General features: G+C 49.1%; 29 protein-coding genes and 1 rRNA gene. 28 read left to right on the plus strand and 2 right to left on the minus strand.

Annotation, left to right across the window (positions count from 1 at the left end; translation table 11 throughout):
- The first annotated feature begins 12 nt into the window (after positions 1-12).
- From K0T92_RS22495 to K0T92_RS22610, 24 genes are all read left to right on the plus strand, one after another.
- Positions 13-198 carry a type Z 30S ribosomal protein S14 gene (locus K0T92_RS22495; RefSeq protein WP_219874746.1) on the plus strand — a complete coding sequence of 62 codons (186 nt, stop codon included), beginning with the start codon at positions 13-15 and terminating at the stop codon, positions 196-198.
- Positions 199-228: 30 nt separating this feature from the next.
- Positions 229-627: a 30S ribosomal protein S8 gene (gene rpsH / locus K0T92_RS22500; protein ID WP_219874747.1), complete on the plus strand. Its 399-nt coding sequence runs from the start codon at positions 229-231 to the stop codon at positions 625-627.
- Positions 628-657: 30 nt separating this feature from the next.
- The gene (gene rplF / locus K0T92_RS22505) at positions 658-1200 is read left to right on the plus strand and encodes a 50S ribosomal protein L6 (protein WP_219874748.1); all 543 of its coding nucleotides are present in this window, start codon (positions 658-660) and stop codon (positions 1198-1200) included.
- 65 nt (positions 1201-1265) lie between these two features.
- Positions 1266-1634 (plus strand): 50S ribosomal protein L18, encoded by a 369-nt coding sequence (gene rplR, locus K0T92_RS22510; RefSeq protein WP_219874749.1) that lies wholly within the window; start codon positions 1266-1268, stop codon positions 1632-1634.
- Positions 1635-1664: 30 nt separating this feature from the next.
- The gene (gene rpsE / locus K0T92_RS22515) at positions 1665-2162 is read left to right on the plus strand and encodes a 30S ribosomal protein S5 (protein WP_219874750.1); all 498 of its coding nucleotides are present in this window, start codon (positions 1665-1667) and stop codon (positions 2160-2162) included.
- Between the two features lie 13 nt (positions 2163-2175).
- Positions 2176-2361: a 50S ribosomal protein L30 gene (gene rpmD / locus K0T92_RS22520; RefSeq protein WP_219874751.1), complete on the plus strand. Its 186-nt coding sequence runs from the start codon at positions 2176-2178 to the stop codon at positions 2359-2361.
- Positions 2362-2407: 46 nt separating this feature from the next.
- Entirely contained in the window at positions 2408-2848 is a 441-nt protein-coding gene (gene rplO / locus K0T92_RS22525; RefSeq protein ID WP_219874752.1) for a 50S ribosomal protein L15, read from the plus strand.
- Positions 2849-4150, plus strand: coding sequence for a preprotein translocase subunit SecY (gene secY / locus K0T92_RS22530; protein WP_219874753.1), 1302 nt, complete (start codon positions 2849-2851; stop codon positions 4148-4150).
- Positions 4151-4240: 90 nt separating this feature from the next.
- Complete coding sequence (locus K0T92_RS22535; protein ID WP_219874754.1) at positions 4241-4891, plus strand: adenylate kinase; 651 nt, start codon at positions 4241-4243, stop codon at positions 4889-4891.
- Positions 4891-5652: a type I methionyl aminopeptidase gene (map, locus tag K0T92_RS22540; protein WP_219874755.1), complete on the plus strand. Its 762-nt coding sequence runs from the start codon at positions 4891-4893 to the stop codon at positions 5650-5652. The genes K0T92_RS22535 and map overlap by 1 nt, the downstream gene beginning before the upstream one ends.
- Before the next feature lie 14 nt (positions 5653-5666).
- Positions 5667-5939: a KOW domain-containing RNA-binding protein gene (locus K0T92_RS22545; RefSeq protein WP_219874774.1), complete on the plus strand. Its 273-nt coding sequence runs from the start codon at positions 5667-5669 to the stop codon at positions 5937-5939.
- Between the two features lie 2 nt (positions 5940-5941).
- Entirely contained in the window at positions 5942-6157 is a 216-nt protein-coding gene (infA, locus tag K0T92_RS22550; RefSeq protein ID WP_219874756.1) for a translation initiation factor IF-1, read from the plus strand.
- A 45-nt stretch (positions 6158-6202) separates the two neighbouring features.
- Positions 6203-6316 (plus strand): 50S ribosomal protein L36, encoded by a 114-nt coding sequence (rpmJ, locus tag K0T92_RS22555; RefSeq protein WP_003333770.1) that lies wholly within the window; start codon positions 6203-6205, stop codon positions 6314-6316.
- 15 nt (positions 6317-6331) lie between these two features.
- The gene (gene rpsM / locus K0T92_RS22560; RefSeq protein ID WP_219874757.1) at positions 6332-6700 is read left to right on the plus strand and encodes a 30S ribosomal protein S13; all 369 of its coding nucleotides are present in this window, start codon (positions 6332-6334) and stop codon (positions 6698-6700) included.
- An 18-nt stretch (positions 6701-6718) separates the two neighbouring features.
- Positions 6719-7114, plus strand: coding sequence for a 30S ribosomal protein S11 (rpsK, locus tag K0T92_RS22565; RefSeq protein ID WP_219874758.1), 396 nt, complete (start codon positions 6719-6721; stop codon positions 7112-7114).
- Between the two features lie 127 nt (positions 7115-7241).
- Positions 7242-8186 carry a DNA-directed RNA polymerase subunit alpha gene (locus K0T92_RS22570; protein WP_219874759.1) on the plus strand — a complete coding sequence of 315 codons (945 nt, stop codon included), beginning with the start codon at positions 7242-7244 and terminating at the stop codon, positions 8184-8186.
- Between the two features lie 138 nt (positions 8187-8324).
- Positions 8325-8690: a 50S ribosomal protein L17 gene (gene rplQ / locus K0T92_RS22575; RefSeq protein WP_219874760.1), complete on the plus strand. Its 366-nt coding sequence runs from the start codon at positions 8325-8327 to the stop codon at positions 8688-8690.
- A gap of 82 nt (positions 8691-8772) precedes the next feature.
- Positions 8773-9513 carry a tRNA pseudouridine(38-40) synthase TruA gene (truA, locus tag K0T92_RS22580; protein ID WP_219874761.1) on the plus strand — a complete coding sequence of 247 codons (741 nt, stop codon included), beginning with the start codon at positions 8773-8775 and terminating at the stop codon, positions 9511-9513.
- 211 nt (positions 9514-9724) lie between these two features.
- The gene (gene rplM / locus K0T92_RS22585; protein ID WP_219874762.1) at positions 9725-10162 is read left to right on the plus strand and encodes a 50S ribosomal protein L13; all 438 of its coding nucleotides are present in this window, start codon (positions 9725-9727) and stop codon (positions 10160-10162) included.
- 19 nt (positions 10163-10181) lie between these two features.
- Positions 10182-10574, plus strand: coding sequence for a 30S ribosomal protein S9 (gene rpsI / locus K0T92_RS22590; RefSeq protein ID WP_219874763.1), 393 nt, complete (start codon positions 10182-10184; stop codon positions 10572-10574).
- Between the two features lie 146 nt (positions 10575-10720).
- Positions 10721-11413, plus strand: a complete 693-nt coding sequence (locus K0T92_RS22595; protein ID WP_219874764.1) for a phosphoadenylyl-sulfate reductase — start codon at positions 10721-10723, stop codon at positions 11411-11413.
- 18 nt (positions 11414-11431) lie between these two features.
- Positions 11432-12598, plus strand: coding sequence for a sulfate adenylyltransferase (sat, locus tag K0T92_RS22600; RefSeq protein ID WP_219874765.1), 1167 nt, complete (start codon positions 11432-11434; stop codon positions 12596-12598).
- A 111-nt stretch (positions 12599-12709) separates the two neighbouring features.
- Positions 12710-13480 (plus strand): N-acetylmuramoyl-L-alanine amidase CwlD, encoded by a 771-nt coding sequence (gene cwlD, locus K0T92_RS22605; protein WP_219874766.1) that lies wholly within the window; start codon positions 12710-12712, stop codon positions 13478-13480.
- 190 nt (positions 13481-13670) lie between these two features.
- Positions 13671-14822 carry a P-loop NTPase gene (locus K0T92_RS22610; RefSeq protein WP_219874767.1) on the plus strand — a complete coding sequence of 384 codons (1152 nt, stop codon included), beginning with the start codon at positions 13671-13673 and terminating at the stop codon, positions 14820-14822.
- Positions 14823-14965: 143 nt separating this feature from the next.
- On the opposite strand, the gene gerD is transcribed toward K0T92_RS22610, so the two are convergent.
- On the minus strand, positions 14966-15673 hold the full coding sequence (gerD, locus tag K0T92_RS22615; protein ID WP_219874768.1) for a spore germination lipoprotein GerD: 708 nt from the start codon (positions 15671-15673) through the stop codon (positions 14966-14968).
- Between the two features lie 208 nt (positions 15674-15881).
- Here gerD and K0T92_RS22620 point away from each other — a divergent pair, with 208 nt between their 5' ends.
- The gene (locus K0T92_RS22620; protein ID WP_246628369.1) at positions 15882-16520 is read left to right on the plus strand and encodes a KinB-signaling pathway activation protein; all 639 of its coding nucleotides are present in this window, start codon (positions 15882-15884) and stop codon (positions 16518-16520) included.
- A gap of 6 nt (positions 16521-16526) precedes the next feature.
- On the opposite strand, the gene pdaB is transcribed toward K0T92_RS22620, so the two are convergent.
- Positions 16527-17333, minus strand: coding sequence for a polysaccharide deacetylase family sporulation protein PdaB (gene pdaB, locus K0T92_RS22625; protein WP_219874769.1), 807 nt, complete (start codon positions 17331-17333; stop codon positions 16527-16529).
- A 111-nt stretch (positions 17334-17444) separates the two neighbouring features.
- On the opposite strand from pdaB, the gene K0T92_RS22630 reads away from it, so the two are divergent.
- The 3 genes from K0T92_RS22630 to K0T92_RS22640 form a co-directional block, all read left to right on the plus strand.
- Complete coding sequence (locus K0T92_RS22630; RefSeq protein ID WP_219874770.1) at positions 17445-18053, plus strand: stage II sporulation protein M; 609 nt, start codon at positions 17445-17447, stop codon at positions 18051-18053.
- 113 nt (positions 18054-18166) lie between these two features.
- Positions 18167-18388: a hypothetical protein gene (locus tag K0T92_RS22635; protein ID WP_219874771.1), complete on the plus strand. Its 222-nt coding sequence runs from the start codon at positions 18167-18169 to the stop codon at positions 18386-18388.
- Positions 18389-18651: 263 nt separating this feature from the next.
- Positions 18652-18776 (plus strand): 16S ribosomal RNA (locus tag K0T92_RS22640); the annotation flags it as partial.

An 18776-nucleotide genomic window follows, 5' to 3' on the forward strand; every position in this document is an offset into this window, starting at 1 on the left:
GTGTAATACCAAGTGGCAAAAACTTCGATGAAGGTCAAGCAACAACGCACACCAAAGTTCCAAGTGCGCGCTTATACGCGCTGCGAGCGTTGTGGCCGTCCACATTCCGTTTTGCAAAAATTTAAAATTTGCCGGATTTGTTTCCGTGAATTAGCACACAAAGGCCAGATTCCTGGCGTTAAAAAAGCAAGCTGGTAATCAGCCTAGTTCGGGAAGGAGGTTAATACAATGGTTATGTCTGATCCGATCGCAGATATGCTGACTCGCATTCGTAACGCTAACGTTGTTCGTCACGAGACGGTTGAAATGCCTGCTTCGAAAGTAAAGAAGCAAATCGCTGAAATTTTGAAGCGTGAGGGCTTTATCCGTGATGCTGAGTATATCGAAGATAACAAACAAGGGATTATCCGTATTTTCTTGAAATACGGCCCTAATCAAGAGCGTGTCATTACCGGCCTGAAACGTATCAGCAAACCGGGACTGCGCGTCTACACGAAAAGCAATGAAATCCCTCGCGTACTGGGCGGCCTTGGAATGGCGATCATCTCCACATCCAAAGGGATTATGACCGATAAAGAAGCGCGCCAGGTGAAATCCGGCGGCGAAGTAGTCTGCTACGTTTGGTAATAAACTGTCACAAAGATTGGAGGTGCAACAATGTCTCGTATTGGCCGTAAACCGATCCAAGTACCAGGTGGCGTAAACATCGACTTGGACAATAGCTTCATTACCGTTAAAGGACCTAAAGGTTCATTGAGCCGTGAACTCCACAAGGATATGAAAGTGGTAGTAGCGGACAGTGTAATCACTGTAGAGCGTCCTTCTGACAATAAATTGCATCGTTCACTGCATGGTACAACCCGCAGCATCATCGCTAACATGGTTAGCGGAGTATCCGAAGGTTTTGCGAAAAACCTGGAGCTTGTTGGCGTTGGTTACCGTGCAAGCAAGGCTGGCGACAAAGTCGTCTTGAACGTTGGTTACTCCCATCCGGTTGAGATTACACCGGAAGGCGGCATCGAGTTCGAAGTTCCGTCTAACACGAAAATTATCGTGAAAGGCATCGACAAAGAACTTGTTGGCGCTACAGCTGCTAAGATCCGTTCTGTTCGTGAGCCTGAGCCTTACAAAGGTAAAGGTATTAAGTACGAAGGCGAGCGTATTCTTCGCAAAGAAGGTAAAGCTGGTAAGAAAAAATAAGCAGCCAAGAGCGGCTGCTTAAATAGAAGAGCTTCATAAGGACCAATGAAAGGAGTGTGCAACGAATGATTACAAAGGGCGATAAAAACAAAGCGCGTCTGAAGCGTCACCTGCGTGTTCGTAAGAAAATCAGCGGAACAACGCAACGTCCGCGTCTCTCTGTATTCCGTTCTTCGAAACATATCTATGCTCAATTGATCGATGATGTTCAAGGCGTAACGATCGCTTCCGCATCAACGCTTGATAAAGAAGTTGCAGCACAAATCGGCAACGGCGGCAACGTTGAATCCGCTCGTAAAATCGGCGAATTGATTGCAGCTCGTGCAAAAGCAAAAGGTCATGAGCAAGTAGTATTCGATCGCGGCGGTTACTTGTACCACGGCAGAGTTCAAGCTTTGGCAGACGCAGCACGCGAAGCCGGTCTGAAATTCTGATTTAAATATTCATTAAGGAGGTAAAACGACTTGCGTATAGATCCGAATACGTTAGAACTGACTGAAAAAGTAGTCCAAATCAACCGTGTTTCGAAAGTTGTTAAAGGCGGACGCCGTTTCAGCTTTAGTGCACTTGTAGTTGTCGGCGACGGCAAAGGTCATGTTGGAGCTGGTATCGGTAAAGCGGGCGAAGTTCCAGATGCTATTCGTAAAGGCATCGAGGATGCTAAGAAAAATCTGATCCTCGTTCCGCTTGTAAATACAACGATTCCGCATCTGGTGCTAGGACATTTCGGTGCAGGACGCGTGCTTCTCAAACCGGCATCGGAAGGTACCGGAGTGATTGCTGGCGGTCCTGTTCGTGCGGTTCTTGAACTGGCTGGAGTAGGCGACATTCTTACGAAATCGCTTGGTTCTTCCAATTCCATGAACATGGTTAACGCAACGCTGGAAGGGCTGTCCCGCCTGAAACGCGCTGAGGATGTTGCCAAACTGCGCGGCAAAACCGTACAAGAGCTTTTGGGTTAAGGAGGGAAATACGATGGCAAAATTGCAAATCACCCTCGTTCGTAGCCTAATCGGTCGTAACGAGAAACAGCGTGCGACTGTTGCTACGCTGGGTCTGCGTAAGATTCGTCAATCGGTTGTCCACAGTGACAGCCCAGCCATTCGCGGCATGGTGAACCATGTTAGCCACTTGGTTAAAGTTGAAGAAGTAAAAGCATAAATCGCCCTGAATAGGCTTTAGAAATAATAAGGAGGTGCAACGTACGATGAAATTGCATGATCTGGCATCAGCACCGGGTTCTCGTAAAGAGGGCTTCCGCAAAGGCCGTGGTATCGGTAGCGGCAACGGTAAAACTGCTGGCCGCGGTCACAAGGGTCAAAACGCTCGTTCCGGCGGCGGTGTTCGCCCAGGATTCGAGGGTGGACAAAACCCGTTGTATCGTCGCGTGCCTAAGCGTGGTTTCAACAATCCGTTCCGTAAAGAGTATGCGATTGTAAATATCGATGAGCTAAACAGCTTCGCAGATGGAACTGAAGTTACACCTGAGTTGCTTATCGAGCAAGGAATCGTCAAAAATCCTCAAAGCGGCATCAAAGTTTTGGGCAATGGCGAGATTTCTGCTAAGCTTACCGTAAAAGCAAACAAATTCTCTCAATCTGCGGTAGAGAAAATCCAGGCTGCCGGCGGTAAAACCGAGGTGATCTAATTGTTCAAGACCATTTCCAACATATGGAAAGTGGAAGACCTTCGCAAGCGGATTTTGTTTACACTGTTCATCTTGTTCATTTACCGTTTAGGTTCATTTATTCCGGTGCCTGGAGTAAATAAAGATGTATTCAAAAGCGTAGATCAACAGGGCTCGGATTTGTTCGGGCTGCTTAACACTTTCTCCGGTGGTGCATTGTTCCAGTTCTCTATCTTTGCGATCGGGATCCTACCTTACATCACATCGTCAATCATCGTACAATTACTGTCGATGGACGTTATTCCTAAATTTGCTGAATGGGCAAAAGAAGGCGAGAATGGTAAGCGCAAGCTGGCGCAAATTACGCGTTATGGTACTGTTGCGCTCGCTTTGATTCAAGGTTTTGGTACTGCAATCGGCTTTAACAGACAATATGGTTATGAGATGGTTCCGGGGGCTACTGTGACCGACTATATCATGATCGCTATTGTACTGACTGCCGGTACATCCTTCTTGATGTGGCTAGGTGAGCAGATTACGGAGAGAGGCATTGGCAACGGAATTTCGATTCTGATCTTTGCCGGTATCTCTGCTGCAATCCCGGGTCACATTCGTACGATCTACACCGATCAATTCGTTGATGCAGGTGATCAGCTGTTCCTGAACATTGTGAAAGCAATCGTAATGGTCGTTGTGGTTATTGCGGTTATTGTGGCTGTTATTTATGTTCAGCAGGGGATTCGAAAAATTCCGGTTCAATATGCCAAACGTGTTGTTGGCCGGAAAATGTACGGTGGCCAATCTACGCACATTCCGCTGAAAGTTAACGGAGCAGGCGTTATCCCGGTTATCTTTGCAAGTTCGCTTCTGATGTTCCCAGGTACGATAGCGCAGTTCTGGTCGACTCATGATTGGGCGATCTGGGTCAAGAAGAACTTGTATTATGATGCACCGCTCGGTATGGTGCTTTATGTGCTGTTGATTATCGGTTTCACGTTCTTCTACACGTTCGTGCAAATTAATCCGGTGCAGATGGCTGATCAAATGAAGAAGAACGGCGGATATATCCCTGGCGTTCGTCCAGGCAAACCAACTTCATCCTTCATCACTCGCGTTATGTCACGGATTACTTTGAGTGGAGCGATTTTCTTGGCGCTTATCTCACTGATGCCTATTGCTTTTGGTTCTCTGGCCGGACTGCCAACAAGCGTACAGCTTGGCGGAACGTCATTGCTCATCATCGTAGGTGTTGCACTCGATACAATGAAGCAAATCGAGACACAATTGATCAAGCGCCATTACAAAGGGTTTATCAATAAATAATGATAGGTTCAAAACCGGGATTCCGCACATGCAAGTCCATGCGGCGGAACCCGCTTAGAGCCTATTGTGCTTAAAGCGAGGAAGACGCTAATGAACATTTTATTCATGGGCCCTCCAGGCGCTGGTAAAGGTACGCAGGCCGAACGAATTGTAGACACCTTCGGTGTTCCGCACATTTCGACCGGCGATGCTTTTCGGCTCGCTATGAAGCAGGGAACTCCACTCGGTCAGAAAGCTAAGGAATATGTTGATCAAGGACTTCTAGTTCCGGATGAAATCACGAACGGTATCGTACGTGAGCGCCTGCAGCTTGAAGATTGCAACTCCGGCTTCCTGCTTGATGGTTTCCCGCGTACGCTTCAGCAAGCTGAGGCACTGGACGGAATGCTGGCTGAGATGGGCCGCAGCATCGATCATGTCGTTAACTTAAAGGTAGACCGTGGCTTGCTGCTTGCGCGTCTGACCGGTCGCCGCATTTGTAAAGCTTGTGGCGCGACTTATCATGTTATGTTCAATCCGCCGGTGCAAGAAGGCGTTTGCGATAAATGCGGCGGTGAGCTGTATCAGCGGTCAGACGATACGGAAGCAAAAGTCGGAACACGTCTTGACGAATATATCTCAAAGACATCACTGCTGCTTGATTATTACTCAGGCAAAGGATTGCTGAGAGAAGTAAACGGCGAGAAAGAAATCGACGAAGTAACAGGTGAAATTACGGCCTGTCTGCGAGGTTCGCTATAATGATCATCTGCAAGTCCGAAGCGGAATTGCGATATATGAGAGAAGCTGGTCGGATCGTAGCTGAGACGCATCGTTTGTTGAAGCAAGCCATACGTCCTGGCATTACGACCAAGGAGCTTGACGGTATCGCCGAGTCGTACATTCGCAGTCAAAACGCTTTGCCTTCTTTTAAAGGGTACAATCAGTTTCCTGCCAGTATTTGCGCTTCTGTAAACAACGAGCTGGTGCATGGCATTCCGGGTTCACGAAAGCTGAATGATGGCGACATTATCAGCATTGATATCGGTGCGCAGTATAAAGGCTACCATGGCGATTCCGCCTGGACCTACGGCGTAGGCGATGTCAGTGAAGAAGTAAGCCGTCTGCTGGAAGTGACTGAACAGTCGCTTTATGCAGGCCTTGCTATGGTGAAAGCGGATGTCCGCCTGTTCACCGTCTCGCATGCGATTCAACAAGTGATCGAAGCAGCTGGCTTCTCCGTAGTACGGGAATATGTCGGTCATGGAATAGGCGCAAGCCTTCATGAAGAGCCGCAAATTCCAAATTACGGCGTACCTGATCGCGGTCCACGCCTGAAACCAGGCATGGTACTGGCAATCGAACCGATGGTAGTCATCGGCGAACGTTATGTACGTACGCTGGAGGATAATTGGACAGTCGTAACTGTGGATAACACCTGGTGCGCTCATTTTGAACACACCGTGGCAGTTACCGAGAATGGCTGCGAAATATTCACTCAATCCAGAGAGCAAGCAGGTTGAGCGCATTGGAACATATGCCTGAAATCGGCCGGATCGTCAAAGTAGTGCGCGGCAAGGACGAGGGCGGCTATGCTGTCATCATCGGCATCGTCGATGAACGGTTTGTCCTTATCGCCGACGGAGACAAACGGCGTTTCGATCAACCTAAGAAGAAGAATGTTCTACATCTTCTCATGCAACCGGTCGTCAGTCATGAAGTGACTGACAGCATGCGGGAATCCGGCCGTGTAACAAACGCCAAGCTGCGTTTTGTAATTCAGAAGTTTGCGCAAGTGAAAGGAGAATGACTGTGGCCAAAGAGGACGTTATTGAAGTCGAAGGTACGGTCGTCGAACCGCTGCCCAATGCCATGTTCAAGGTAGAGCTGGAGAACGGCCACCAAATCCTGGCCCACGTATCGGGCAAGCTCAGAATGCATTTCATTCGTATTCTGACTGGAGATAAAGTAGTCGTACAGTTATCGCCTTATGATTTGTCTAGAGGACGCATTACCTATCGGAAGTAGATCCGCAATGGATCTGCTGACGAGAGAATTCGGGAGGTAATCACAATGAAGGTCAGACCTTCGGTCAAGCCCATTTGCGAGAAATGCAAAGTTATTCGTCGCAAAGGCAATGTTATGGTGATTTGTGAAAATCCGAAACACAAACAAAAACAAGGATAAAGGAGGAAACGACACATGGCACGTATAGCTGGTGTAGACTTACCTCGCGATAAACGCGTCGTAATCGCATTGACGTACATTTTCGGTATTGGTACGACGACTGCACAGAAAATTCTGAGCACGACTGGTATCAGCGCTGAAACACGCGTTCGCGATTTGACTGAAGATGAAGTAAGCCGTTTGCGCGAAACGATTGATAAATCGGTTAAAGTTGAAGGCGACCTTCGTCGCGAGATTTCGCTTAATATTAAGCGTCTGATTGAGATTGGCTGCTACCGTGGTGTTCGTCACCGCCGTGGTCTTCCTGTTCGCGGTCAACGCACGAAAACTAATGCTCGTACGCGTAAAGGTCCTCGCCGGACTGTAGCGAACAAGAAGAAATAATAAGGGGGGATAACCGAAATGGCTAAACCAAAGAAAGTGGTTCGTACCAAACGTCGTGACCGTAAAAATATCGAGTCGGGCGTAGCACACATCCGCTCGACGTTCAACAACACGATCGTCACGATCACTGACCCTCACGGCAATGCGATTTCTTGGGCAAGCTCGGGTAACCTCGGTTTCAAAGGTTCCCGTAAAAGCACACCATTCGCAGCTCAAATGGCTGCTGAATCCGCTGCTAAAGCGGCAATGGAACACGGCATGAAAGCTGTGGAAGTGGTAGTTAAAGGACCGGGCGCAGGCCGTGAAGCGGCAATTCGCTCGCTGCAAGCTGCAGGTCTTGAAGTTAATATCATTAGAGACGTCACACCAGTTCCACATAACGGATGCCGTCCGCCAAAACGTCGTCGCGTATAGTCAATCTGCCCGTGGTATCAAATAACTCCAACTTGTGAATAATGGTTGTGAAGGTTTGGCATACTACATGATTTGACCCACTAGCGATAATAGTAGCGGAGCGACGTTTTGAAGGAGGGTACTATTAGTGATTGAGATCGAAAAGCCGAAAATCGAAACCGTAGAATTGAATGATGAAGGCACTTACGGACGTTTCGTCGTCGAGCCGCTGGAACGCGGCTACGGCACGACGCTAGGTAATTCACTGCGCCGGATCCTGCTGTCATCGCTGCCGGGCGCAGCAGTGACTTCAGTTCAAATCGACGGTGTTCTTCACGAATTCTCGACGGTTCCAGGAGTAATTGAGGACGTAACCGAGATCATCCTGAACCTTAAGGGCCTCTCGTTGAAAATCCATTCCGACGAAGAGAAGGTATTGGAAATCGACGCTGAGGGCGATGGAATCGTTACGGCTGGTGACATTCGCGCTGATAGCGATGTCGAGATTTTAAGCCCTGATCTTCATATCGCAACCTTGGCCTCCGGTGCACGTCTCCATATGCGAGTATTCGCAAATCGTGGACGCGGTTATGTTCAGGCGGATCGCAACAAACGGGAAGATCAGCCGATTGGCGTCATTCCGGTAGATTCCATCTACACGCCGATTACACGCATCAACTATAGTGTTGAAAATACTCGCGTCGGTCAAGTGACCAACTATGATAAGCTGACACTTGAAGTATGGACTGACGGCAGCATCAGGCCGGAAGAAGCAGTTAGCCTCGGCGCAAAAATTTTAACCGAGCACCTTGATTTGTTCGTTGGCCTGACGGATGAAGCCAAAGATGCGGAAATTATGGTCGAGAAGGAAGAGGACAAGAAAGAGAAAGTTCTGGAGATGACAATCGAGGAACTGGATCTTTCCGTACGCTCGTACAATTGTCTCAAACGTGCAGGCATTAACACCGTTCAAGAGCTGATCACGAAAACCGAAGAAGATATGATGAAGGTTCGTAACCTTGGTCGCAAATCTTTGGAGGAAGTACAAGAGAAGCTTGAAGAACTTGGTCTTGGCCTTCGCATGGAAGACTAATCGAACCATTATGCTGCGAAGTTAGATTTGCTTGGCAGCTCTAAACTCGTGCTAACGAACTAAGATTTGCTCTGCAAATCTCAACTTATGCTTATGAAGTGAGATTTGCTGCACAAATCTCATAAGGAGGGGAAATCAATGGCATATTCAAAACTAAGCCGTGATGCTAGCTCGCGTAAAGCATTATTCCGCGACCTCGTCACTGACTTGTTCCTTTATGAGCGTATCCAAACGACGGAAGCAAAAGCGAAAGAGCTTCGTCCGATCGCGGAGAAACTGATCACGCTTGCTAAGCGTGGCGATCTTCATGCTCGTCGTCAAGTTGCTGCTTATGTACGTCGCGAGTCGATCGATGGCGGACAAGACGCAATCCAGAAGCTGTTCTCCGATTTGGCTGCCCGTTATGCGGAACGTCCAGGCGGTTACACGCGAATTCTGAAGCTTGGTCCTCGCCGTGGCGATGCTGCACCTATGGTGTACTTGGAACTGGTGGATCGTGCGTAAACAAGAAAGGGTGGGCCTCGCGGCCACCTTTTTTTATTTGCCGTAATGAGCGATCGGTGTGCAAGGAGAGAGGGGGTGCAGGATGAGAAATATAAGGATGGTCGTCAGTTATGACGGAACGGGATATTATGGCTTTCAGACGCAGCCAGGCGGCAATACGATACAGGACATTATAGAAAAGGCCAATAAAGCTATCACCGGGGAAGATGAGCGTATTATTGGATCGGGCCGCACTGATGCGGGCGTACATGCGCGCGGCCAGGTGTTCAACTTTTATACGCATACGCGCATACCGGTTGAACGCTGGGCGCTGGCCTTGAACTCGCGGTTGCCAAAGGATATTGTCGTTCTCCATGCTGATGAAGTCTCGCTTGAATTTCACTCGCGTCGTTCAGCGAAGAAGAAGACGTACAGATATACGATCGATACGAACAAGTTTCCTGATGTGTTCGAGCGGAGCTATCGTTTTCATCATCCTACCCCTCTTGATGTGAAGGCAATGAAGGCTGCGATAGCAGAGCTTATCGGAGAGTATGATTTCACCTCATTCGCCTCCAGGCATTCTACGAAGTCGAGCCATGTAAGAAAAATATATGATGCATTCATAGATGAGGGAGAAGGCAAGCTGGACATTTATGTGACAGGCAATGGCTTCTTGTTCAACATGGTTCGCATTATTGTTGGCACTTTGCTGTGGGTAGGCCAGGGAAAAAGGAATGCAGCGGATATGGCGCGAATTCTGCATGCGCGGGATCGCTCGGCAGCAGGTCCAACCGCTATGGCGCATGGATTAATGCTATGGGATATCGAGTATTCGGAGTAAGCGAAACCCGCAAAAACAAGTGAACAAACTGCTTGCGTATAGCTATTATTTATAGTAGAATATAACTTGTGCTTTCTTAGTGGCTCTCCCACAGCCCCGACTAAGATGGCCCCAAACATTAGTAAATTCAAACTTGTACTTAGACCGATGAAACGTATAACGTTTCTTCATACATGAGAACGAATGTTTAAATGAAGAAGGAGGATCTTTCATGCGCACCACCTTTATGGCTAAGCCTAATGAAGTAGAACGCAAATGGCACGTCATCGATGCGACTGGCAAGACGCTTGGCCGTCTTGCAAGCGAAGCGGCAAGCCTCATTCGCGGTAAGCATAAACCACAATTTACTCCGCACGTTGATACTGGCGATTTCGTTGTTATCATCAATGCAGAGAAAGTTCATCTTACAGGCAACAAACTGCAAAACAAATTGTACTACCGTCACTCCATGCACCCAGGTGGTTTGAAAGTGACATCAGCAGGAGAATTGCTGAAGAACAAGCCAGAGCGTGTATTGGAAGCTGCTATCCACGGTATGCTGCCAAAGAATCGTCTGGGCGACAAGCTGAAGCTTAAGCTGAAAGTTTACGCAGGATCGGAACATCCACATCAAGCACAAAATCCAGAAGTTTACGAACTTCGTGGTTAATTAGAGGGAGGACAGTTTCATGGCTCAAGTTCAATACTATGGAACCGGTCGTCGGAAACACTCCGTTGCACGTGTACGTCTAGTGCCGGGTGAAGGACGAATCGTTATCAATAAACGCGACCTTAATGAATACTTTGGTCTTGAAACGCTCAAGCTGATCGTGAAACAACCACTTACGCTGACGGATACGACGGCTAAATACGACGTAATCGTTATCGCACACGGTGGCGGTATCTCTGGTCAAGCAGGAGCAATTCGTCACGGTATTTCCCGTGCTCTGCTTAAAGCAGATCCGGAATTCCGTCCAGCTTTGAAACGCGCAGGATTCCTGACGCGTGACCCACGTATGAAAGAACGTAAGAAGTACGGCCTTAAAGCAGCACGTCGTGCGCCTCAGTTCTCGAAACGTTAATCTATTCATCGAAAAATACCTTCTCTGCTCATCAGAGGAGGTTTTTTTTATCAATTTGGCGCATTTAGGTCATTGAACATTAATGAAGATGGACGTATAATTTAATGTAGCTAATTTTAAGGAATTCTAAACGGGGGGACTCAATCATGAACCTTTTTGAAAAAGAAGCGCTAGTTCAGCAAAAGGCGGAAGAGCTCGAGCATGCTACGCCTGAAGCTATTTTGCAATATGCGGTAGAAACATTCCCTAATATCACCTTTGCTTGCAGCTTTGGTGCGGAGGATGTTGTACTTGTAGATATGCTGCAGAAGATCAGCCCGGGCACGGATGTGTTCTATTTGGATACAGATTTCCACTTCAAGGAAACCTACGAAACGCGCGACAAAATGATGGAGAAATACGGCATGAAGTTTGTGCAGGTGAAACCGGAGATAACACCGGAGGAGCAAGCGCAGCAGTTCGGCGAAGAACTGTGGAAAAGCGATGCGAACCAATGCTGCAACATTCGCAAAGTACAACCGTTAACGAAGATCCTATCGAAGTATGATGCGTGGATTACGGGGATTCGCCGTGATCAGGCACCAACCCGCGCCAACTCGAAGAAGGTCGAATATGATACGAAGTTCGGCTTGATCAAATTTAACCCGATTGCTCACTGGACAACGGAAGATGTATGGAATTATATCCGTGAGAACAATGTTTATTATAACCCATTGCATGATAACAACTATCCAAGCATTGGCTGCGAGTACTGTACCCGCCAAGTTATGCCTGGTGAAGATCCGCGTGCTGGACGTTGGTCAGGTCAAGAAAAAACAGAATGCGGTCTGCATAAATAAAGGGAGGCAACACGTATAATGAGCAACATTAAACCGCATGGCGGTGTTTTGATCAACCGTGTCGCAACTGGAGCGGAGCGCGAAGCGCTGCTGGCTGAAGCGGCAAGCTTGCAAACAATCGAGATCAACAACTGGACTGTATCCGATTTGGATCTGATCGGTGTTGGAGCTTTCTCTCCATTGGTTGGGTTTCTGAATGAGGCGGATTATCGTTCGGTTGTAGAACGTATGCGTCTGGCAGATGGAACGGTATGGAGCATTCCTGTGACGCTGGCAGTTGAGGAAGCGAAGGCTGCCCAATTGGCAGTAGGCAAACGTGCTGCACTCGTCGGTGAAGACGGTATTCTTTACGGTGTTATTGATGTTGAGAGCATCTACAGCGTTGATCAGAAGCACGAAGCCCTTCATATCTTCAAGACTGATGATGTAGAGCATCCAGGCGTTGCAAAGCTGTATGGCCGTCCGTCCACTTATGTTGGCGGAGCTATTACGGTATTGAATCGTCCTGTTCCTGAGAAGTTCAATGAGTTCTACTTTGATCCTGCCGAGACTCGCCGGATTTTCGCTGAGAAGGGCTGGCGTACAATCGTCGGATTCCAGACTCGCAACCCGGTACACCGTGCGCATGAATATATTCAGAAGTGCGCGATGGAGATCGTTGATGCGCTGTTCCTGAATCCGCTTGTTGGCGAGACGAAGTCTGATGATGTGCCTGCCAATGTTCGGATGAAGAGCTATATCGCGCTGCTTGAGAACTACTATCCGCAGGACCGCGCGTTTCTGGGTGTATTCCCGGCTGCAATGCGTTATGCGGGACCTCGTGAAGCGATCTTCCATGCAATGGTACGCAAAAACTATGGCTGCACCCACTTCATTGTGGGCCGCGATCATGCCGGTGTAGGCGACTATTACGGCACCTACGAGGCGCAAGACCTGCTCCGTACTTTCACTGCTGATGAGCTTGGCATTACGCCATTGTTCTTCGAGCACAGCTTCTTCTGCAAAAAATGCGGCAACATGGCATCCAGCAAAACTTGCCCGCATGGCAGCGAGGATCATTTGACACTTTCCGGTACAAAGGTTCGCGCACTGCTGCGTGACGGCGTTTGCCCTCCGCCTGAATTCTCGCGTCCGGAAGTCGCCAAGATTCTGATTGAAGGCATGTCCCAGCAGCCGGTGAACTAATCGGAGCTGACGAAAGCATAACGAACCACCTCGTCCCATAAGATGATAGTAAAGCGCAGGAAAGACAAACCTGCACATTACCTTCATTTGTGGAATAGGGGTGGTTTTTGTATGCGCGGAATTCGGGGCCGGTTTGTTATTTGGTTGACGTACCGTGGTCTGTTTCGCATTGTCGTGGGCATGTCTGCAGTTATGCTTACTGTCATTCTTCTCACTCAAGAAATACCTTCAAGCCGTACATGGACATATTGGACGCTCCCTTTATCAGGTAAAGTTGTAGCGATTGACGCAGGACATGGCGGGGCTGACGGCGGGGCTGTGAGCAAGCAGGGCGTGGTGGAGAAGGATCTTAATCTGGCTATCGCACTGCAGCTTCGCGATTATTTACAGGAGGCTGGGGCGATCGTTGTCATGACCCGTGAGGGCGATTATGATCTGGCAGAGGAAGGAACGCGCAAGCTGAGCCGGAGAAAGACGGAGGATCTGGTCAAACGGGCCCAGTTCGTAAAGGAGAAGAAGGCGTCGCTGTTTATTAGTATTCATATGAACAGCATTCCCTCGCCGCGATGGTCGGGGGCACAAACGTTCTTCTATCCCAATCATCCCGATAATATGATGCTGGCATCCTTTATACAGAATGAGATTAAGCGGAACCTGGAAAATACGCAGCGAGTAGCCTCCACGGTGAATACCGTGTATTTGCTGAAGGCGGTCGAGGATATTCCAAGCGCCCTTGTGGAGGTGGGGTTTCTCTCCAATCCTGGTGAGGCCAGCAGACTGGCGGACAGCAATTATCAAAAAATGGTTGCCGCCTCCATTTATCAGGGCATTCTGAGATATACCGCTAAGGAGAAATGGGGACCAGGCGAAGCTGCACAGTAGCAATGCCGAGATGTCGAAGTGTTGTAAGTTTGCGATTGCTTCATAAAAGGACTCGCAGCTGCAATGGTGGCAGGGGTTGGATTATTTTTGGCGGTGGAATATTTGGCTATAAGTTGGTTTATGGTATTATAAATATATTACAATCGCAATAGTAGGATTTATGTAAGGCGGATAAGGAGACGAAGAACATATGCCGACTCGTGAGGAAATGATCACAGCCGCAGAAGCTGCTGCGGCGCAATATAGTGCGGATGGAGCGATAGCGATCCGCGATGTTATGGTGAGGGACCGTCACGTTTCATTGACGGTCCTGGGTGTCAGCGAAGGGGCAGAGCCTTCGCTGGAGAGCGCGCTGCGCGAAGCGCTTGCGGGAGCCGGCGCCGAAACCGTGCACTTCCGGTTTCGGGCCGGCGATGCGCACGCGGAGGCGCCCGCGCAAGGCGCGGCTAGCGCCGCTGCCGCCGCGGGCGCTGGCCGCGCGGCGGGGGAACCCGCAGCCGCAGGCGCAGCTGCGGGCGGCGAAGCAGCCACAGGCCCCGTACGCGGGCACGGGGCTGGGCTGGAGGCACATCCGCTGCTGCGTGCAGGCAGCGGGGTGCAGTTCATTGCCATCGCCAGCGGCAAGGGCGGCGTCGGCAAATCTACGGTGACCGTCAACTTGGCGGTCGCCTTAGCCCGCAAGGGCAAACGTGTCGGCATTATAGACGCCGACATCTATGGCTTTAGTGTGCCGGATATGATGGGAATTGAAGACCGGCCGAAGATCGTCAACGAGCGTGTTATACCGATTGAGAAATTCGGTGTGCAGGTCATGTCGATGGGATTCTTCGTTGAAGACAACGCGCCGATCGTCTGGCGCGGCCCTATGCTTGGCAAGATGCTGCGGAACTTCTTTCAAGAGATTGAATGGGGCGAGCTCGACTACTTGCTGCTGGACCTGCCCCCAGGAACGGGTGATGTAGCGCTCGATGTGCATCAGCTCATTCCGCAGAGCAAAGAAATTATCGTAACCACTCCGCATGCCACTGCGGCATTCGTCGCAGCGCGTGCTGGCGCTATGGCGATCAAAACCGAGCATGAGATCATCGGTGTGATCGAGAATATGTCCCATTTCGTGAGCAAGAGCGGCGAGGTGGAATATGTATTCGGAAGAGGCGGGGGCGCCCGTCTTGCAGAATCCTTGAACTCCGAGCTGCTGGCACAGATTCCGCTTGGTGCGCCGGACAACCATCCGTCCGAGCCTGATTTCTCGCCATCGGTTTATAAGGCGGAGACCGAGAACGGCAAGCTGTATCTGGAAGTTGCGGATCGCGTCATTGCCAAGTGCGAAGCCTCAGCGTAGCGCTTAACGCAACGCTTAACGCTTAGCGTCTTCCCTGCAAACTACAGCTGCAAAAACAATAAAGCCCGCTGGCAGCACGCTGCAGCGAACCGCGCCTTGTGCGTGCGTTCGCTGCGGCATTGCAGCTTAGCGGGCTTTATGCCTTAAGTTGAAGCGTCCTGAGAGTCGCTGGAATCTTCCTCAGACCCGGATCCACTGGACTCGTCCTGTTTTTGCTGGTCTGAGCTACCGCTATCTTCACCGCCTGATTTTTTAACTTTTTCGTCAGGCTTCGGCTTAAGCTCTTCCTGAACCGCTTTTTTGAGCAGATCGAGTATTTCCAGCCGGTACATCGGGCTTTGCATCGATTCTTGCATAATAGTGGTGACCTGCTTGCGGTATTGGGTGCTTTGAAGGACATCCAGAATCATCCGATTCATTTCCGGACTTTTCATAACCTGCATTAAGTCTTTCTGATAGGTTGGATCCTTCATGAGATCTTTATGAATTTGTTTGTTCTGCTTGTTGACTGACTTGGCGAACTCTCCAGCAAACCTGGGATCAGTCATCAGCTTTTCGATGACCTTGTCATATTCCGGAGATACCAGCGTTTCCTTTACAGCGAGCCGAACCTGTTCCTGATCCTGGACGCTCATAATTTTCGAACTGAAGCCGGAATTGCCAGACATCTGCTGGGCGGATTCCTGCAGTGCCTTCTGGGCATCTTCGGTTTTCAGGATGTCTATTACCATCGATTTCATGTCTTTGTAGCTGATTGCTTCATTCGAGCCGCCTGATGGTTCAGCGCCGCAGCTTGCCAGTACAGTTGTCAGCATGACGCATGCGATAAGCATTGCACACCGTTTGAGCATGATTCACGCGTCTCCCTTCTATGTGTAGGACGTGCTTCATGTTCTTTAGTATGTACATTGTTCATCGGATTATCATGGACACAGCATAGCTTTTTGTAGTGAACGTGGTAAAATAAAGCGATGCTTGATTCCGGAATATTCGGCGGCGCAAAGCCAAGCAATAACAAGCCCATGCTTACCGAACAATAATTTATAGGAGTGGACAAACTTGAACTTACGCAGATGGTTTTTCTTATTTTGGAGCACGATGGCAGTGGGAGGGGTAGTCACTATCCTGGTTGGAACCATTATGCAGTGGACGGATACATCATTTGGCTTTATGGGCCTTGAGGCAACGGGATTCAATGCGCTTATGATGGCTCTTGTGGGACTGTTGTTCGGCGCGTTCAGCCAAATGGGCTTCTTCGCCTATCTGATTCTGACTTACATCGCACTGAGCATTATTCGCAAAAGCTATTTGTGGAATGCGCTCCAGGGCTACACAACGCTGTTTGCTGTTGGCTGGCTGGGCTATAGTTTGTACGAGGACAGAGGGAGCTTGGATAACAACTGGATCTTCTGGGTGCTGCCGCTGCTGCTTGTGCTGGCTTCCGCCGCTGTTACCTATTTCAAAGTGAAGCAAACGAACATGAGCGCCATGGCTCCAACCATGTTCCTACTCTTCGTCGTGACCATTCTGGAGGCATGGCCAAGCATTAAAGGCGAGGAGAGCAATACAGCAGCCATATTTTTTATGATTATCCCGCTGTTCGCCTGCAATGCGTACCAAATTATGTGGCTGCACCGTCTTGTCCGCAAGAACACGGATACAACCGACCCCGCTGTAACAGCGAAGCCGGCTGTATAAGGAACCTTAATAACCTGCCAGGGCAGTATCGAACTGACCGAACATGGTTGCTTTATCCTGCACTGATTTGCCTTGAACCTCCGTTTGTGCAATGAGCTCGGACACCGTCACGAAATCATAGCCCTTTGCCCGCAGTTGATCGATAATTGCAGGCAGCGCTTCATGGGTCTGCTTGACAGAGTCGCTGGCATGCATAAGAATAATGTCGCCGGGATGCGCCTTGCTGACGACTCTGTTGATGATTTTGGCTGTACCGATGTTCATCCAGTCGAGCGAATCCGTATCCCATTGAATAACCTTGTAGTTAAGCTGCTCGGCTACACTAAGCACCCTTTTGTCAAAATCGCCATTGGGCATCCGAATCAAGTTCGGCGTTTTGCCCGTCAGTTGCGTCAGAATGGTATGAGCGGTTTGAATCTGGGTGCGTATTTCTTCCTCGCTCAATTTGCTGTAATTATCGTGCTTGTGCCCATGACTGCCGATTTCATAGCCGCTCTCTACAATTTTTTTGACAATTTCCGGATGGGACTGGCTCCATGGCGAGGAGAGGAAAAAGGTCGCTTTATTCACATTTTTCCCCTTCAGCACCTCAAGAATAGGCTCTGTCCGCTTATCTCCCCAGCTAATGTCGAAGGTAAGCGCCACGACCTTCTTCTCCGTCGGGATACTGTAGATCGCTGCAGGCTGGTTGGGAGCGAACACTGTAATGTTATCCTTCTCCGCATAAATCACGCCGGCTGCAAAAAGAACGCCGATGCAAACAAGCAAGTAACGCTTCAGTTTCCGGCCATTCCATACATAGAACATATTCATCAGGCATTGATCTCCTCTCTATTCAGGCTTGTTCTAGTACAATCTATGCTCGTACAAGCGACTTATTCGTGCTGTATAAGAAAAAATCAACCAACAGAGGTGAGCGCCGCCATGTTTGCGATACGTGAAATATTCGGTCATTTGAAAGAAATGAGACATTACATCATATTCAGCGCAGTTGTTATGCTGGCGGGAATGGTAGTCGGGGCAACGAATCCGGCGTTGGACAGTTTCGTTCAGGGCCAGCTGTCCGGCTTGCGAGATGTGGCGGAAACTCTGGAGTCCAAAGATAATTCAGCAGTGTGGTTTATGGTTTTCATTTTCTTCAATAATGCCATCAAGTCCATTCTCGTCATGTACATCGGCTCCTTGTTCGGTATAGTGCCTATCATTTTTCTGGCGGTTAACGGGATGGTCATCGGCTATATCATCAACATTGCTGCCGAAGAGGGTCAGCTATTTACGCTGATTGTCAAAGGATTGCTTCCGCACGGCATATTGGAAATACCCGCTATACTGATTGCATGCGCATACGGAATACGTTTCGGCAAAATGATGTTCACAGGCCTGGGAGCGATGGTGACAAGGCGAAAAGGGTGGGGGCAGGAGCTGGAAAGCTTCGTGGCAAGAACGCTGCCGGCGATGGTTCTAATCGTTGTCATGCTGCTGATTGCCTCTATCATCGAGAGTACAGTTACAGTTTGGCTGCTTCAGATGTAATAAAAATTCCAATATTTGAGCATACCAGTAAGGCGGCGTCTAACGTGACATGCGATAGGCGCCGTTTCTATTGGCCAACAGGGCTGAATCGTACAAGGGGGGCACTACCAGCTATGCTCGGAATACTATTCAATGAAAAAGAATGCAAAGAACTCGACTACGTCCTTCGCAAAGAGCTTGACGAAATGCAGCTGGATCTCAATGATTCCCGACTGGATGGCGATATTAAGACGTCTATTGCCAAACGTTACAAAGTTATATTTCGCATGTATGCACGTATCGCATCACCCAAGGAGTTATCCAGATATGCGCTAAATATGCGTTCATATCGTTGATTTTCCTGCACTATTCACATGTGCATAAAATTATTTTTAAATAATGCTTGCATTATCCACATGACCTATGGTATCTTATTAAAGTCGCCGCTGAGACAACGCTGCTAAACAGAGTTGGACAAGCACAGCAAAAGCTAGACGCGACAAGGGATTCACAAGAATTTGTTCTTTGAAAACTGAACAATGAGCGACCTGTCAAACAGGTTTTAACAAGTAAGTCAGCGATGAGCTAACAAGCCATCCTGAAACTGGCTTCGGCCACTTTTATGGAGAGTTTGATCCTGGCTCAGGACGAACGCTGGCGGCGTGCCTAATACATGCAAGTCGAGCGGACTTGACGAGAAGCTTGCTTCTCTGATGGTTAGCGGCGGACGGGTGAGTAACACGT

Origin of the sequence: Paenibacillus oenotherae (genome assembly GCF_019443105.1) — a bacterium.
Lineage (GTDB): Bacteria > Bacillota > Bacilli > Paenibacillales > Paenibacillaceae > Paenibacillus_Z > Paenibacillus_Z oenotherae.

Excerpts from the sequence above, each read along its gene's own strand:
- K0T92_RS22610 (WP_219874767.1), top strand. The coding sequence starts at position 13,671 with ATGCCGACTCGTGAGGAAATGATCACAGCCGCAGAAGCTGCTGCGGCG.
- K0T92_RS22635 (WP_219874771.1), top strand. The coding sequence starts at position 18,167 with ATGCTCGGAATACTATTCAATGAAAAAGAATGCAAAGAACTCGACTAC.
- truA (WP_219874761.1), top strand. The coding sequence starts at position 8,773 with ATGAGAAATATAAGGATGGTCGTCAGTTATGACGGAACGGGATATTAT.
- rplF (WP_219874748.1), top strand. The coding sequence starts at position 658 with ATGTCTCGTATTGGCCGTAAACCGATCCAAGTACCAGGTGGCGTAAAC.
- rplM (WP_219874762.1), top strand. The coding sequence starts at position 9,725 with ATGCGCACCACCTTTATGGCTAAGCCTAATGAAGTAGAACGCAAATGG.
- rpmD (WP_219874751.1), top strand. The coding sequence starts at position 2,176 with ATGGCAAAATTGCAAATCACCCTCGTTCGTAGCCTAATCGGTCGTAAC.
- rplR (WP_219874749.1), top strand. The coding sequence starts at position 1,266 with ATGATTACAAAGGGCGATAAAAACAAAGCGCGTCTGAAGCGTCACCTG.
- rpsM (WP_219874757.1), top strand. The coding sequence starts at position 6,332 with ATGGCACGTATAGCTGGTGTAGACTTACCTCGCGATAAACGCGTCGTA.
- cwlD (WP_219874766.1), top strand. The coding sequence starts at position 12,710 with ATGCGCGGAATTCGGGGCCGGTTTGTTATTTGGTTGACGTACCGTGGT.
- rpmJ (WP_003333770.1), top strand. The coding sequence starts at position 6,203 with ATGAAGGTCAGACCTTCGGTCAAGCCCATTTGCGAGAAATGCAAAGTT.
- map (WP_219874755.1), top strand. The coding sequence starts at position 4,891 with ATGATCATCTGCAAGTCCGAAGCGGAATTGCGATATATGAGAGAAGCT.
- rplQ (WP_219874760.1), top strand. The coding sequence starts at position 8,325 with ATGGCATATTCAAAACTAAGCCGTGATGCTAGCTCGCGTAAAGCATTA.
- gerD (WP_219874768.1), bottom strand. The coding sequence starts at position 15,673 with ATGCTCAAACGGTGTGCAATGCTTATCGCATGCGTCATGCTGACAACT.
- rpsI (WP_219874763.1), top strand. The coding sequence starts at position 10,182 with ATGGCTCAAGTTCAATACTATGGAACCGGTCGTCGGAAACACTCCGTT.
- K0T92_RS22595 (WP_219874764.1), top strand. The coding sequence starts at position 10,721 with ATGAACCTTTTTGAAAAAGAAGCGCTAGTTCAGCAAAAGGCGGAAGAG.
- K0T92_RS22630 (WP_219874770.1), top strand. The coding sequence starts at position 17,445 with ATGTTTGCGATACGTGAAATATTCGGTCATTTGAAAGAAATGAGACAT.
- sat (WP_219874765.1), top strand. The coding sequence starts at position 11,432 with ATGAGCAACATTAAACCGCATGGCGGTGTTTTGATCAACCGTGTCGCA.
- rpsH (WP_219874747.1), top strand. The coding sequence starts at position 229 with ATGGTTATGTCTGATCCGATCGCAGATATGCTGACTCGCATTCGTAAC.
- K0T92_RS22545 (WP_219874774.1), top strand. The coding sequence starts at position 5,667 with ATGCCTGAAATCGGCCGGATCGTCAAAGTAGTGCGCGGCAAGGACGAG.
- pdaB (WP_219874769.1), bottom strand. The coding sequence starts at position 17,333 with ATGAATATGTTCTATGTATGGAATGGCCGGAAACTGAAGCGTTACTTG.
- K0T92_RS22535 (WP_219874754.1), top strand. The coding sequence starts at position 4,241 with ATGAACATTTTATTCATGGGCCCTCCAGGCGCTGGTAAAGGTACGCAG.
- rpsK (WP_219874758.1), top strand. The coding sequence starts at position 6,719 with ATGGCTAAACCAAAGAAAGTGGTTCGTACCAAACGTCGTGACCGTAAA.
- rplO (WP_219874752.1), top strand. The coding sequence starts at position 2,408 with ATGAAATTGCATGATCTGGCATCAGCACCGGGTTCTCGTAAAGAGGGC.